Below are 13,882 nucleotides of genomic sequence, written 5' to 3' on the forward strand. Positions count from 1 at the left end.
TATAAGCCCCAAAGTATTCGATAATTATCATCAGAAAAAATAAAAAACCACACGCCCAACCTATACCTGTTGAACCTAAACCTAATCCTAGCCAACGCACAGCCATAGATAATGCAGTAAGTGCTCTTTTTTTCAAATCATTAGACCACCAAAAAAGTATTCACAAATTTTATTAAACTCTTCCGGAGAGTGGTCATCGACTTCGCATGCTTTTTCGAATGGCTTTACCGTATCTTCAACAAGAAAATAAAGAAGGTCTAAATCACCCAACCCTTTCAATTTATAGTACATCATAGGACTCCTTTCCCTTAGATATCTGGATGTGTAGATTGCTCTGGATGATTCTGCACCGATAGTGATAAATGCACCGATCGCAGTTCCGGATAAAAATGTAGTCACGGCACGAGTTGCAATTACGTTACCAAGATTAACTCCCGTCAATTGGGAAAATAATATCTTTCCAATTGAGCTCCCAGCGATATTTTTTACGAGGTTAGTTATATTGATACGAGAGGAGAAGTCATTCATAAAGATACCAATAATTTTCTCAATTGTTTCTCTGTTAATCGTCCCTGACTTAACTAATCTGGCAATTCTCATCTTGTCATCAAAATTATCGCTTCGATGATCGGTATCGATAAAATCATAGCCGAGATAGTAAAAACTAACAGGAAATGAAATAAACCCCTTCGCCACGGCACCGAAAAAACCGGAACCATCAACATCAATAGCATCCAGCATATCTCGGGCAATTTCTTTAGCACTGTCCATAATCGTTATCCTTCGCCTCCGTCAAACTCCAGCGTGATCCCATCCGCTTCATCCCAGCCCAACCTCAACGACGTAGTGCGTTGTTGCTCGCTCATGCGGCTTAACAGTTGCTGGCTCAGCACCGGTAAAATCTGCTGATTCAGTAGGCTGTCGATGTTACGCGCACCGGTGTCCGGCAATAGGCAGGCGGCGACCAGCGTGTCGTACAGGCTTTCGTCAAGGGTGCAGTGCAAGCCGTAATGTTTGTTCAGACGCTTGGCGACTTGTGCCAGTTTCATCTCGACGATGGTACGCAACGCGGTGGCGTCCAATGGCCGGTAGATCAGGGTCTGGAAGCGGGCCAGTAATGCGGGCTGGAAGTGGTCACGTAGGATCGGGCGCAGCAGTTCATGCAGATCGCTATGGGTCGCTTCCGGTTGTTCATCCAGTAACTGCATCAGAGGGTCACTGCCTAAATTGGCAGTCATTAGGATCACGGTGTTACGAAAATCAATTTCGCGCCCTTCGCCGTCGCGCATAAAGCCACGGTCAAACACTTGGTAGAACAGATTGATAACATCGGTGTGCGCTTTCTCCACTTCATCCAGCAGCACCACGCTGTACGGCCGCTTACGCACCGCCTCGGTCAGAATACCGCCCTGACCGTAACCGACATAACCCGGCGGCGAGCCTTTGAGTTGGGAGACGGTGTGCGCCTCCTGATATTCGGACATGTTGATGGTGATCAGCGATTTCTCGCCACCGAACAGGGTGTCGGCCAGTGCCAGCGCAGTTTCGGTTTTGCCGACACCACTCGGGCCAACCAACAGGAACACCCCCAGCGGGCCATTTTCAGAGGTCAGGCCGGTTTTGGCGGCGCGCAGGCGTTGTGCCATCTCAACCAGCGCCGCATCCTGACCGACCACCCGGGTCGCGAGGTGGTTTTCCAGTTGCAATAAATCGGTCTGTTCGTCTTTCAGCAGGCTGCTCAGCGGCACGCCAGTCCAGTCAGCGATAACAGTCGCAACAGTGCGCACATCAACATCCAGCGACAGCAGCGGCGCATTGCCCTGGATCTGACTGAGTTCTGCCTGCAACTCCGCCAGATGTGCCACGTTGGCGATGTCCTGACGCGCGTCGATAATCAGGGTAGTGAGACGTTTCTCTTCATTATATTGCTGTTCGAGCCTTTGTTGCCCAACCAGCAGTTCTGTGCGGCGTTGGCCAATCTCAGATAAGCGGGTTGAACCGATACTCGGCAGCAGGAGTAAGTCCTGTTCGATGGCCTGTTGCTCCATCGCCAGCGCAGCCAGCTCGGCGTTAATCTCCATCAGCGCTTCTGGCAGGGTGTCGATGCTCATGCGGACACGGGCACCTGCCGTATCGAGCAGGTCAACGGCTTTGTCAGGCAGTTGACGGCCGGTCAGGAAGCGGCGGGATAAGGTGACGGCAGCAGTGATGGCAGAATCCAGAATGTGCACCCCGTGGTGCTGGGCGTAGCGGCCCTTTAAGCCGCGCAGCATCAGGCTGGCTTTAGCGTCATCCGGCTCGTCAACTTTGACCATCTGGAAGCGGCGCTCCAATGCGGCATCGCGCTCAAAATACTGTTTGTATTCTGACCAGGTGGTGGCAGCGATGGTGCGCAACTCGCCACGGGCCAATGCCGGTTTCAGCAGGTTGGCCGCATCTGCGCCACCGGCCTGATTACCGGCACCGATGATGGTGTGGGCTTCGTCGATAAACAGCAGCACTGGTGTTGGCGATTGTTGTACCGCCTCGATAACATTTTTCAGCCGCTGCTCGAACTCACCTTTGACCCCAGCCCCGGCTTGCAACAGGCCCAAGTCCAGGGTGCGCAGGCTGACGGTTTTCAGGCTATCCGGTACGTTGCCCTCCGCAATGCGCAGCGCCAGCCCTTCAACCAGCGCGGTTTTACCGACCCCCGGTTCACCGACCAGAATCGGGTTGTTTTTACGGCGGCGCGACAGGATATCAATCATCTGGCGAATTTCGGTATCGCGACCAAAAATTGGGTCAATCTGCCCGGTTTTCGCTTTGGCGGTAACGTCCAACGTAAATTTATCCAGTGCCGCTTGCAGGGCGTCATTGAGTTGGGGCTGGCCGCTGGTAGAGGTAGTAGTCGCTGCCTCATTGGTCAGATTGACCGGGCTGTCTGCCAGTGCCGCAGCCTGCTGCACCTCAGGACGTTCATCGGATTGGTTGTCCAGCAGCGGCAACAGGCGCTGTAGCTGGGGGGTACTCAGGCTGAGCAACGGCCAGGCGGCATCGGCGGCTAATAATGACGGCGTGGCAATCAGCGCGGCCAGCAGATGAACCGAGCGCACCGCATCGGCGTTCTCCTGCAACGAGGCATCCAGCCAGGCACTTTTGATCAGTTGCTGTAACGCGGCGGAAAGCTGGGGTTTGCCCTGCACGGTGCGCGGCAAGGTGTCCAGATGGGCCAATAACCCCTGCCACAGGCTGTCCATGTCCCACTCATAACGCCGGGCAATCACCGTGATATCACCCTCGCCCTGCTCCAGCAGTTTTAACAGCCAGTGCTCAACGGTTATCTCGGCATGGGCGCGGGTCTGACACAGGGTGGCGGCACCGGCCAGTGCCTGCGCACAATAAGGATTTAACCGACGTAATAAGTGTGCTGAATGCGTTGTCATAAGTTCTATTCCTTGTGTGCGAAACCTAATACGTTAGCCAGTTTTGGGTACGCTACCGCCCATAGCCATTCCTTTACTAAGGAAACCGAGGCCCATAAGGTCATCAAAGTGTTGTTAATTTTTGCTTAATCACCGCAACAGGCAGTGGCTCAGCAAAAAAAGCAGGCGGCGAACCGCCTGAGGTTGACGACAAAGTTCAGTGAGTGAAGGGTTGACCGCACCTCGGGGCGCTCCGGTGGCTTACGCCACTACGACCCCAACGGCACGTTTCCCCTTCAACCAGCATTTAACGTTGCCAGCCGTCGTAGTACGCGGCTACCCTAAATAATTCGTGTTGCAGGCAGGCGGCAAGTGAACGAGGCCCTGGGAGCAGAGATAACTCTGTGACCAGGGCGAGCGAACGTCGCCAACGCACCTGCAGCGCGAAGAATGACGGGTAACTATGCCGTGGCGCGTTCGTTCCAAGAATCGGAATGAATGATGTTGCCGTCTTTGAAGGTCCAGGTGACTTTTTCGTAGCGCAATTCCACCAGTTCCAGGTGGTTGTGCTTCTCTTTCGCCGGATCTTTGACGTCGTGCATTTTCGGCGCAACTTTGACTACTTTGACGTTTTCCAGTTTGGTGTTGAAATATTCAACTTCCTGGCCAGCGTCATCAATGCGGTACCATTTGAACTCGGCGGTTTTCAATGTTTGACCGGTGGTCACCGCTTTGTACAGGTACGGGGTGGACGCATCGATCTCTTTGGTGAAAACGAACGGGGTGTGAATACGGGTGCCAGTCAGTTTGCCGGTATTGTTATCGGTTGGGATGTACAGGTTATGGTCCTGTGCCACAATCTCAATGCTGCCTTCACGGCTTTGCACATCAACAGAACCCTTGATGTCAGCACCGCCATCGTCTTTCAGCCACAGATATACTGGAATTGCCATGGTTTACTTCTCCATTTCTTGAGTTGATACGTCACTTTCATCCTGTGACGCTGTTTTTACGCCTGGCACCTGGCAGGCATCAGCCTGCGGTACCAGACTGATTTCGACACGGCGGTTGAGCGCTCGGCCAGCTTCCGTATCGTTAGATTTCAGCGGACGACTCTGGCCATAACCCTGTACGGCAAAGCAGCTCTCCGGAATATCCCCGGTATCGCGCATCCAACTGCGTACCGATTCTGCCCGCTTAAGCGACAGGATCTGGTTGGACTGACTATCACCCGTGATATCGGTGTGACCCGCCACTACGATCAACCAGCCCGGTTTGGCCTTAATCCCAACCAGCGCATTGATAAGCACTTTGGTGGAGCCGGATTTAAGTTCTGATTGCCCCACGTCAAACAGTGACAGGCTATCCAGACGGAGGGTTTTGGGGCCTTGAACAATCCTATTAATTACCGGAGGCGGTGGAGGAGGAGACGTCCAGCTATTGATAGCAATATCAAGCGGAGCCTTAAGCCGAAGCCCCTGATACAACCCCAGCGACAAACGCATGGGTGCACCGCTGCGTAACCAATCATCCAGCAAGTGTGCATCCGTACGCAGTTGCTGCTGAGCCAGAGTCTTAGGAGCCGAAGGCGTGCCAGTGAGTTGGTTATACAACGACAGATGATCGCCAACGCTCTGGACCAGACGCTGGTTATTGATATACGAGGCCAGTAGGGCAAACAGTAAAAATACACCGCACAGTATGCCGGCCATCTGCCAGCTCTGCATCAGGCGGGAGACGCCGCGACGACGAGGCAGATAAGGCAGTAGCACTTCCGGTAACGGCAGGGGATCTTGCTTAGGGGTAGCCACCGGCGTCAGCGTGGTTATCCCGCTAATATGCGCCTGCCACAGATTGTCATGATTCGCCGTAACCGGGGTAAAGCAGTAGCCCCATGCGCATGGGGTCAGCGCAGGGACATCCCCTTGCCGCTGTGTCAGGATGCTCAGAACATGTTCATCAAGCCAAGACAGAAGACTTTCCATCCAGAATACCGCGCTCAACTTTTCCTGAACGTTGCGGTCTTGATACTGGCTCCATTCAACCAGCGGCATGACTCCTGCCCCCGCTTCCTGAACCTGAATGCCTTTCTGTCCCGGCGTGACCGTAAACCAAGGTTCCGTTTGCGCTGCTGAGGCCATTGGCGGTGAAAGCCAGATACTTACCCAGAGGGGTGGGATCCCCGCAAGCCATCCTTTGCACTGCACGATGGTCCGTTGCCACGCCCGCACAGATTGTGAAAAATCATCCCGGTCCTGATGCTGCTCCGGCACGATGGCCAATAGCACTGAGATCTGGGCAATCAGCGCCGGACGTTCCGCCGCCAGATGTTGCGCGAGGATCGGCAGTTGTTCTGGCATCTTCACGGCCAGATACCAGCCCTGACGGGTTTCGCGAAAGGATGCAGAGGCAGAAAACAGGGCATCGCTGTCACCGCACACCAGTACCACCGCGCCCTGAAAATCCTCAGGGGGCAGCGTTGAATCGGCAATCGACCTGTGAACCACGTTATAGCGGTTGTGTTTGCGCCACTGAAAATAACCGACACCACCGCTGAGGATGATAACCAGTATGCTCAGTGCCACACGGCTGCCGGTTCCCAACGGCCAGAACCCCAGGATAAGCCACAGTGCCAGACACACACCCAACAGCAACAGGAGTAACTGTGTTAATCCGCGCATCCGCTAATGCATCCCTGTCAGTTGGGACACCATATGCGTAAGCCGGGTGGATAACGTAAACCACAAAGCAACCAGTATGACGACGCCCGCGACCCACGAGAACCAATAGGTTTTGCGTCCAGAACCTAGACGTAATGAGCGCGAGACCACGGGTGTTTCCTGCGAAGAAGTCAACGGGGGCACCAGCAAACTCAGCTTACGCACCACATCTTCTCTGCGCTCGTCGCCCTGTTCACGGTAGCGACCAGCAAACCCCAAGGTCAATGCGCGGTAAAAGCAGGTCAATACCGCCGTATCCGGTGCCGGCTCCTGCAACACCGTACGGATCCGCTCCCACAACTCTTCACCTGCGTTCAGGGTATTGAAGTAGCGGGCCTGAAGCGGGTCTTTCAGCCATTTGCTATAGCCGCTGTCCTGTTTCTGACGGTTCAGGACGCTTTCGTCCAGCAACGCACACTGGGTGTACAGCATATGGTCACAGCTGATTTCGCTGAAACCGGCATGCGACAGCGCCTCGCGAGCACCGTCAATCCACTCGCAGGCACGACGGTACAAGGCTTCTCCGTCTTCAATTTCCTGGCCATTACGCAGTTGACTGACCATTAACCAGCAGGGATAAAAGACCGTATCAACGATAGACGTATTTATTTTGCTCATGAGCGCAGCACCGCAAACAGTTCGAGTTTGATATCACCCAGCGAACCCGGGGTGTAGAAAGCACAGTTACCCGCATTCAGCATGGCCTGCGCGGCGGGCCCCTTCAGGTCAAGGGCAAAGTACTGGTTCTCCAGACGCAGTGGGATAGCGGCTGGCACGTGAGACAGCGGTTTCATCGCCACGCCATTCAGTGCCACGTTAACCACATCTGACACATCCTCGACGCTGCCAGCCTTACACAGCAGCGGGAACTGGGTTTGCAACAGATGGTTGGGGATCGAAGAGCGAACTGAGAGATAGAAATCAGCCCCTTCACGCAGTCGAGCATCATGTAATGAACCGGTCCAGAATTGGCCCTCGTGAGTCAGTTCAATCGCTACCATACGGGATGGCAGGCTGGCTTCGAGCAAGGCATCAAGTAAGGTAAACAGCGGCGGGAAAACCTGCTCCGGCGCGTCATGCTGGTACAGCGGAATGTCTTCAGCTTTATGTTCAAGGGAAAATGTCAGCAGGCTACCCGCGAGACGAACCAGTTCGCGATAGAACAGTTCGGGGTGGCGGGAAGGTGTCTGATACAGTTCCATCAGTACCGGTTCGGCACTGTTTAACGCATTCAGTAACCAGAACAGCGATACATCAGCCACCGCAAAATCCGCCATCCGTTCGTTACTTTCACGCCGCATGGCCATCAGGCGACGCCGACGCGCTTGTAGACGGTGGATTAAATCCCCCAGATCTGTCAGCACCACCTGACTTGCCGCCAGCGATAGCATCGGTGGGATAAAACTCTCATCCTGCATCCACTGCCCTTGGGCACTGCGTATCAACCGCACCACCGGACAGGTCAGATAAGCACTGTTTTCCTGATGAGCAAAACGCAGCGTGACGGCGTGGCGCATGATCGCCAGTTCGGTACGCTCATGACCGGCAAGCTCTTGTACTGTGACCCATTCCTGCTGCCAGCGGCGCGGGCGCGCGCTGTCCTGACCATCATCCAGATTGCCACCGTTAGCCGACAGCAACGGCAATGCCAGCACCACATCGACCACATCACGGTCTGACACCACCGACAAATCGCAAGCAGGCGGCAAGTTATCCGCCCGTTCAGAGTCAATCAGCGTGCCATCGGGAAAACGAACCACCAGTCGCAGTGCATTCAGGCGGGAAAGCGCCAGCGACCCACTGTCAAATGCCGCATCAATAACCCCCCATGGGGATGCCAGAGCCATGTGGGCCACACTGTCTGCCACATAGGCATCCCAGCGGGCCTGTTGCTGGAATTGTTGCGGGGCCAAAAAGGCCCCATCGTTCCATAACGGACGATAAATTTTCATGGGTACTTCCTTGCGTACAATCATGCCCAAAGTCATTGGTGTTGCAGCTAGATGGCAACTGAACGCCCCCCCAGTCAATGACTGGGGTGAACGAAGGCAGCCAACAACGCTGCAACTTTAAGGACAAAGGGCAATCAGGCTTTCGCCTTCGGCATCTGGGAAACCAATGACAAATTCACATCCATGCCTTCAACCTGGAAGTGCGGCACGGCATACAGCTTGACGCGGAAGAACCCTGGGTTGTCTTCGATATCTTCCACCGTGACTTTTGCATCACGCAGTGGATGGGAAGCCTGCAAGTCATCACCCGGATCAGTCATTTCCGTCACCAGCGTGCGGATCCAGTTATTCAGCTCCAGCTCCAGCAGACGGCGATCTTTGGTGGTACCGATGTTCTCGCGCTGGATCAACTTCAGATAATGGGCAATGCGTGACAGCAAGAAGATGTATGGCAAGCGGGCGTTGATACGGCTGTTGGCAGTGGCATCAGCGGTGTCATACAGCGCAGGCTTCTGGGCGGAGTTGGCCGAGAAGAAGCAGGAGTAATCACGGTTTTTGTAGTACGACAGCGGGATAAAGCCCAGATTAGCGAACTCGAACTCGCGGGTTTCCGGGATCATCACTTCTGACGGGATTTTCACCTGATTGCCAGTGCCCAAATCGTACAAGTGGATCGGTAGATTAGTCACTGCACCACCGGCCTGCGGGCCACGGATCTGTACGCACCAGCCATTTTTGATGAAGCTTTTCACCATATTGGCGGCAAAGGCAAATGAGGCATTAGTCCAGAGGTAACGGTCATGGTCCGGGCCTTTCACCTGCTCAACGTAGTTAAAGCTACGTACCGGTACGGTGTCGGGGCCGTACGGCAAGCGCCCCAGCACACGCGGCATGGTCAGGCCGATATAGCGGGAATCATCTGAGTCGCGGAAGGCTTTCCACTTGATGTATTCGGCGCGGTCGAAGTAGTTAGCGATATCTTTGATCGCCGCCACTTCTTCCATGTTCTCTTTACCGAAGAACTCTGGGCCAACTGAACCGATAAACGGCATATGGGCCGCTGCTGCTACCTTGGATATATTGCGCAATAAGGCGATATCTTGCGGGCTACGATCGAACTCGTAGTTGGAAATCGCGGCGGCAATCGGTTCGCCACCGGGGGTGTCGTATTCCTGAATGTAAGTCTGGGTGTAGAGACCGCTTTGCACGATTTCAGGGGCGTCTTCAAAATCCTGCACCAGATGATCTTTACTGATATCCAGCAGTTCGATACGCACGTTTTGACGGAAATCGGTTTGATCAATAAGGGATTTCACGCCACGCCAGGTGGACTCCACCCGTTGGAAATCAGGGTGATGCATCACCGCATCCAACTGGCGACTGATTTGATCATCCAGCGCCGCAATGTGGCCATCCAGCAGGGTTTTATCCAGTTTTTCCACTTTTTTCGACGACTGCTTCAGCAAGTCTAAAAAGACACTGACGGCGGCAGTAACACGCTCATCAGTCGTGGCATCCGCCATGGTATCGTTGTTCTGGAAAGCATCCAGACCGGTCAATGAGGAGACCGGGCTCAGGTTGATTTTTTCAAATAAAGAGGCATAAACCCCTTGGGCTACGGGGCCATTTTTTTCGGTATAGCTTTCTAATACGGTCGTCGCAGTACCCTGCGCACTGTTTTCCTGTACAGACATCAGCATGTTCCTTTTCTATCCAATTCGGGGCAATTAACAGTCTTTTGGGGCTAATGCCGCCAGTTCAGCACGCAACTCATCGCTCAGGGCTTCGTCTTTGAGGATATTTTCTAGCTCACGGCGGAAAGTGGCGTTGTCCAGCAGATTGGATTTGAGGTCACGTAGCAGGTTACGCATCGCCAGCAAAGCACGTAGTTGCGGGATTTGACGGGCAACACTTTCCGGTTCGAAATCTTTCATCTCACGGAAGGTCAGCGCGACAGCAGTATCGGTGTTATCCCCTGCCAGGGTGTCGGGTACTGAGAGTTTCAAACTTGGCTGGAACTCGGCCAGAACACTGTTGAAATTGTTTTTATTGATATTGAGTTTTTCACGCTCGGACAGCGGGCGCTGTTCCTGACCGTTGCTGTAATCCCCCATCACCAACAACTTCAAAGGCAGCTCCATTTTCTTTTGAGCGCCGCCGGTGTGCAGATCTAATTTAATATTAATGCGTGCTTTGGGTATCTCATTTTGAAAGCTTGAAGAGGACATCGACTTTCCTTGTTAGGGGAAGAGAATTTAGGAAATCCATGCCTGAGAAGATGCGTAAAAATAATCTACATTATCCAGAACAATATTTATCGCACGCCGATAACTCGGGTGTATGAAATAAGGAAACAATTATTCGTAGATAACATTACCCATTCGCAGGATGGCATAACACGGTATCTGGCAGGTATTTTTCACACACATAAGCATATCGATTAAATACCCAGTGACCGCAGTTTAAAAACATTAGCCGTGTAACACCAATGGCTTAAATGTTACAAATTGTAAATAAATTTATTCAAAAAAAATATTTTCATCGCATTGATGAATAAGAACTTTCTTACAATTAGATAAAAAATCGTTTCGGCTTAGTGCGTTAAAAAGCATTATGGAAACTAAATTGAGTCATTGTGAATTTAATTGTAGGAGAGGTCCTACAGTTAATTTCTTTCAAAAATGTGACATCAGTCTGGGATATTTTCCAGTAGGGTAAGATAACAAGAGATTCACCTATTATTTCAGTGAATCAGTTAACATCTAATAATGTAAATATGATTGACCGGTAAGTCAGTTTATTGACTAACTCGAGAGTTTAAGAATTGATGCCGATGCAGAGTAAAAAAGTCTGGCCTTGATTCATTCGCGACTAAAACCCAATCCGAGAGGGGTTCGTTTAGCTGTAGTCTCCCTGAATATGCCCCCACCGACGCCGCGCTGTTATCTCGATATCTCGGCTATATGAGAAGCATTGACCTCTTATAACATGGGTCATGATGGGGAGTGTTCAGCGTTTTGTGTCACATTAAAATTGCTCCGAGCGATAACACTCGGAGCTTGTCATCTATTAGCTAAAGAATTCAACGACTCCGTCATTAAGATTATACATTGCGCCAACTATTTTAATTTTCCCATCCTTCTCCAGTCCGTTAAGGATGCTACTCCGGCTGCGTACTTCATTGATCGTATGCTGCACATTACTTTTAGCAACAGCATCAACGAATTGATCATTTTTACCGGTTCTTTCTCCACTAAATTCAGTTGCCGCAATGGCTGGCTTAATTTGATTTAACAGCCCAGTCAGATTACCGAGTTCTACGCCGTCGATAGCGCCACGTACTGCACCACAAGCAGTGTGCCCCAGCACCAGAACCACTTTTGCGCCTGCAGCTGCGCAGGCAAACTCCATGCTGCCCAGTAAATCGTTATTTGCAATATTACCGGCGATACGGGCATTAAAAGTTTCCCCAATCCCAGTATCAAAAAGAATTTCTGCCGGTGCCCGTGAGTCAATACAACTTAAAATAACCGCAGCAGGAAATTGCCCCTCAGCACTGGCACGTTTTTGAGCCAAATAATCATGCTGCTGCATTTTTCCTGTTCTAAAGCGGATATTACCCTCTTTCATTCCAGCAATAATTTGGTCCGGCGTGAGTTTATCTCGCTCTTCACGCGTTAATGCTGCGGCGTAAGATATCCCTGGTGTGGCTAAACTTAATCCGCTGGCGATACCAAGAACAGACATTCCTACTGCGGTTTTTAATAACGATCGGCGTTGTTTGGAATGTTTGACATCTGAATGATTGTCTGGGGACTGTGACATATTTAATTCCTCAAATATGGTAGTTGCAAGGGAGTGCGGATAGTTTCGCAGAAACCAGCCAGAGTGGCGGTCAGTTTTTTATGAAAATATTAACAGCGCTAATATACTTATTCCTTTACCTATGAATATAGCGATCAAAATCACATTTGTATTATTTTTGTGGTCATATCTAAGGTTAGGACTATTCTTGTTATTTATCCTGCGGAGCCTGCGAAAAGGCAAGATTATTCTGGTAGTTAAATAGGGTAGCAACGTTAATATCATGAAAAATATAATTAAAAATCTTCATGCGTAAAAAGTCCTAATTAGGATTTTCACCGATGGCTGTAAATTTATTTTTTAGCTTAAATGCTGGTTTTAATTAATACTTCGATATCTTTTTAACTATTGTTAATTAAAAGACGCAGTTTTCCACTAAAACCACGTAATTATAAAGTGTAAAAGCGATTTTTCACCAAAATGGGTAAAGACCCTATTCTGAGCTATTAGTCATTTTACCCATCACAAAAGCCAGATTGGCTGCGGCGACCAAAGACGCGGCATGTGCATCGGTACTCATTTGTTGTGCATTCAGTAAACCATTTGCCGCCTCATTGGCGACCGTGATAGTGCCGACCCCATTGCGGTAGGATTCCAGCGCGGCGTCATAGGTAATAAATGATGTCTTCACCAGATTTAATGCCGCCTGATTGGATTCAAGCGCAGATTGCAATGTATCTGCCGCCACCACAATTTCACGGACAGCTAACTCCTGCGTTTTCTTAAATCCTTCAGTCGCAACTGCTGCGCGCGACTCCGCCTCTTTAACCCGAGCGGCGCGAATCCCGCCATCGTAAAGCGGCACACTGACACCAATCAGAATACTGGAGGATGAGGTCTGCGGGCTGATACCCGGCAGGCCCTGAATATCGAAACGCCCATCTCCACTCGCGACAGCCCCGGCAAGATAGACTTTCGGCAAGAAATCAGCCTCAGTCGCTTTGATGCCCGCCTTGGCCGCTTCCGCCGCCGCATAGCTGGCCAAGACATCTGGCCGTTGAGAAAGGGCTAACTGAATCATCTTTTCTGTCGGCTGGCTGGCAACCTCTGGCAGAGCACGATCTTCGGCATAACCGACTTTAATGAGCAATGAAGGAGAAACCCCCATCGCGCCCAGTAGTGCTTGATAAGCATCGCGTTCGGTGCCTTTGCTCATCACGCGGCGCAGCTCAGACTGCGCGACCTGCTGTTGCGCCAGCGCAACTTCTACGGTCGTCGCAATCCCATTTTTCCGACGTTGCTCGGCAGCATCCTGAATTTTTAGGCTATTTTTCAGCGTCTGTTCTGCTATCTCGCGCTGGGTTTGCGCCGCACCATATTGGAAGTAAGTGCGGGTCACATCATAAATGAGCTTCTGGTGCATACCATTAAAGGTCACATTGGCGGCATAGGAGGTCTGTTTTGCCGCATCAAGCAGTGCGCTGCGCTGCCCAAAATCAAAGATAAGCCACTGTAGTGCCAAGGCCGGCACCACGGCACTGCCGCTGGTTTTCAGATCCTTTTCGTTGCCGATCGCGTAAGGCAGTGGTGTGGTCGTACTCTGATAGCCACCAATCACACTCGCCGAGATGATCGGCAAAAATATCGCCTCCCCCATTCCGACCGCCAATGCGGCCTGTCGCGCCTGTTGCCAAGCAATGCGAGTATCGGGGTTCTGACTCTGAGCGATATCAATCAGCTCCGGCAACGAATAACTGTGGTCACTGTTGATGGTGGGTGGCTGCGCCAGTTCCGCCACCCGCGGATTCGGCGGTACCGAAAAATTACCGGCCCCCACTGAGGCTCCCGCATTCCCATCCGGTGTCCAGGGTTCGGAATAAGATGTAGGGGCGAGATCCAGGCGATCGGTGGCACAACCTGCGATCAACATGCTCAAACTCAATACCGAATAAGTCAGGCTTATTTTGGCTATCCGGGCCGTCAGTACAGCGTGCGTCATCAT

10 protein-coding genes are annotated in these 13,882 nt (G+C 51.7%); all 10 read right to left on the reverse strand.

Annotation, left to right across the window (positions count from 1 at the left end):
- Positions 1-132: 132 nt before the first annotated feature.
- Complete coding sequence (locus ACZ76_RS05500; protein ID WP_048617528.1) at positions 133-771, reverse strand: hypothetical protein; 639 nt, start codon at positions 769-771, stop codon at positions 133-135.
- 5 nt (positions 772-776) lie between these two features.
- Positions 777-3,425 (reverse strand): type VI secretion system ATPase TssH, encoded by a 2,649-nt coding sequence (gene tssH / locus ACZ76_RS05505; RefSeq protein WP_048617530.1) that lies wholly within the window; start codon positions 3,423-3,425, stop codon positions 777-779.
- A 440-nt stretch (positions 3,426-3,865) separates the two neighbouring features.
- Positions 3,866-4,357: an Hcp family type VI secretion system effector gene (locus tag ACZ76_RS05510; RefSeq protein ID WP_004877984.1), complete on the reverse strand. Its 492-nt coding sequence runs from the start codon at positions 4,355-4,357 to the stop codon at positions 3,866-3,868.
- A 3-nt stretch (positions 4,358-4,360) separates the two neighbouring features.
- Entirely contained in the window at positions 4,361-6,085 is a 1,725-nt protein-coding gene (locus tag ACZ76_RS05515) for an OmpA family protein (RefSeq protein WP_048617533.1), read from the reverse strand.
- Positions 6,086-6,088: 3 nt separating this feature from the next.
- Positions 6,089-6,742: a type VI secretion system protein TssL, short form gene (gene tssL, locus ACZ76_RS05520; RefSeq protein WP_071840475.1), complete on the reverse strand. Its 654-nt coding sequence runs from the start codon at positions 6,740-6,742 to the stop codon at positions 6,089-6,091.
- On the reverse strand, positions 6,739-8,076 hold the full coding sequence (tssK, locus tag ACZ76_RS05525) for a type VI secretion system baseplate subunit TssK (RefSeq protein ID WP_048617535.1): 1,338 nt from the start codon (positions 8,074-8,076) through the stop codon (positions 6,739-6,741). Before tssK ends, tssL begins: the two co-directional genes overlap by 4 nt.
- 134 nt (positions 8,077-8,210) lie before the next feature.
- Positions 8,211-9,776 carry a type VI secretion system contractile sheath large subunit gene (tssC, locus tag ACZ76_RS05530; RefSeq protein WP_048617539.1) on the reverse strand — a complete coding sequence of 522 codons (1,566 nt, stop codon included), beginning with the start codon at positions 9,774-9,776 and terminating at the stop codon, positions 8,211-8,213.
- Positions 9,777-9,803: 27 nt separating this feature from the next.
- Positions 9,804-10,304 (reverse strand): type VI secretion system contractile sheath small subunit, encoded by a 501-nt coding sequence (gene tssB / locus ACZ76_RS05535; protein WP_048617541.1) that lies wholly within the window; start codon positions 10,302-10,304, stop codon positions 9,804-9,806.
- 841 nt (positions 10,305-11,145) lie between these two features.
- Complete coding sequence (locus ACZ76_RS05540) at positions 11,146-11,901, reverse strand: carbonic anhydrase (RefSeq protein WP_048617543.1); 756 nt, start codon at positions 11,899-11,901, stop codon at positions 11,146-11,148.
- A gap of 472 nt (positions 11,902-12,373) precedes the next feature.
- Positions 12,374-13,882 carry a TolC family protein gene (locus tag ACZ76_RS05545; protein ID WP_048617546.1) on the reverse strand — a complete coding sequence of 503 codons (1,509 nt, stop codon included), beginning with the start codon at positions 13,880-13,882 and terminating at the stop codon, positions 12,374-12,376.

The organism is Yersinia aleksiciae, assembly GCF_001047675.1.
GTDB classification, from domain to species: domain Bacteria; phylum Pseudomonadota; class Gammaproteobacteria; order Enterobacterales; family Enterobacteriaceae; genus Yersinia; species Yersinia aleksiciae.

Bases quoted from the DNA above. Each gene is read 5' to 3' on its own strand.
- ACZ76_RS05500 (WP_048617528.1), bottom strand. From the start codon at position 771: ATGGACAGTGCTAAAGAAATTGCCCGAGATATGCTGGATGCTATTGAT.
- tssH (WP_048617530.1), bottom strand. From the start codon at position 3,425: ATGACAACGCATTCAGCACACTTATTACGTCGGTTAAATCCTTATTGT.
- ACZ76_RS05510 (WP_004877984.1), bottom strand. From the start codon at position 4,357: ATGGCAATTCCAGTATATCTGTGGCTGAAAGACGATGGCGGTGCTGAC.
- ACZ76_RS05515 (WP_048617533.1), bottom strand. From the start codon at position 6,085: ATGCGCGGATTAACACAGTTACTCCTGTTGCTGTTGGGTGTGTGTCTG.
- tssL (WP_071840475.1), bottom strand. From the start codon at position 6,742: ATGAGCAAAATAAATACGTCTATCGTTGATACGGTCTTTTATCCCTGC.
- tssK (WP_048617535.1), bottom strand. From the start codon at position 8,076: ATGAAAATTTATCGTCCGTTATGGAACGATGGGGCCTTTTTGGCCCCG.
- tssC (WP_048617539.1), bottom strand. From the start codon at position 9,776: ATGCTGATGTCTGTACAGGAAAACAGTGCGCAGGGTACTGCGACGACC.
- tssB (WP_048617541.1), bottom strand. From the start codon at position 10,304: ATGTCCTCTTCAAGCTTTCAAAATGAGATACCCAAAGCACGCATTAAT.
- ACZ76_RS05540 (WP_048617543.1), bottom strand. From the start codon at position 11,901: ATGTCACAGTCCCCAGACAATCATTCAGATGTCAAACATTCCAAACAA.
- ACZ76_RS05545 (WP_048617546.1), bottom strand. From the start codon at position 13,882: ATGATGACGCACGCTGTACTGACGGCCCGGATAGCCAAAATAAGCCTG.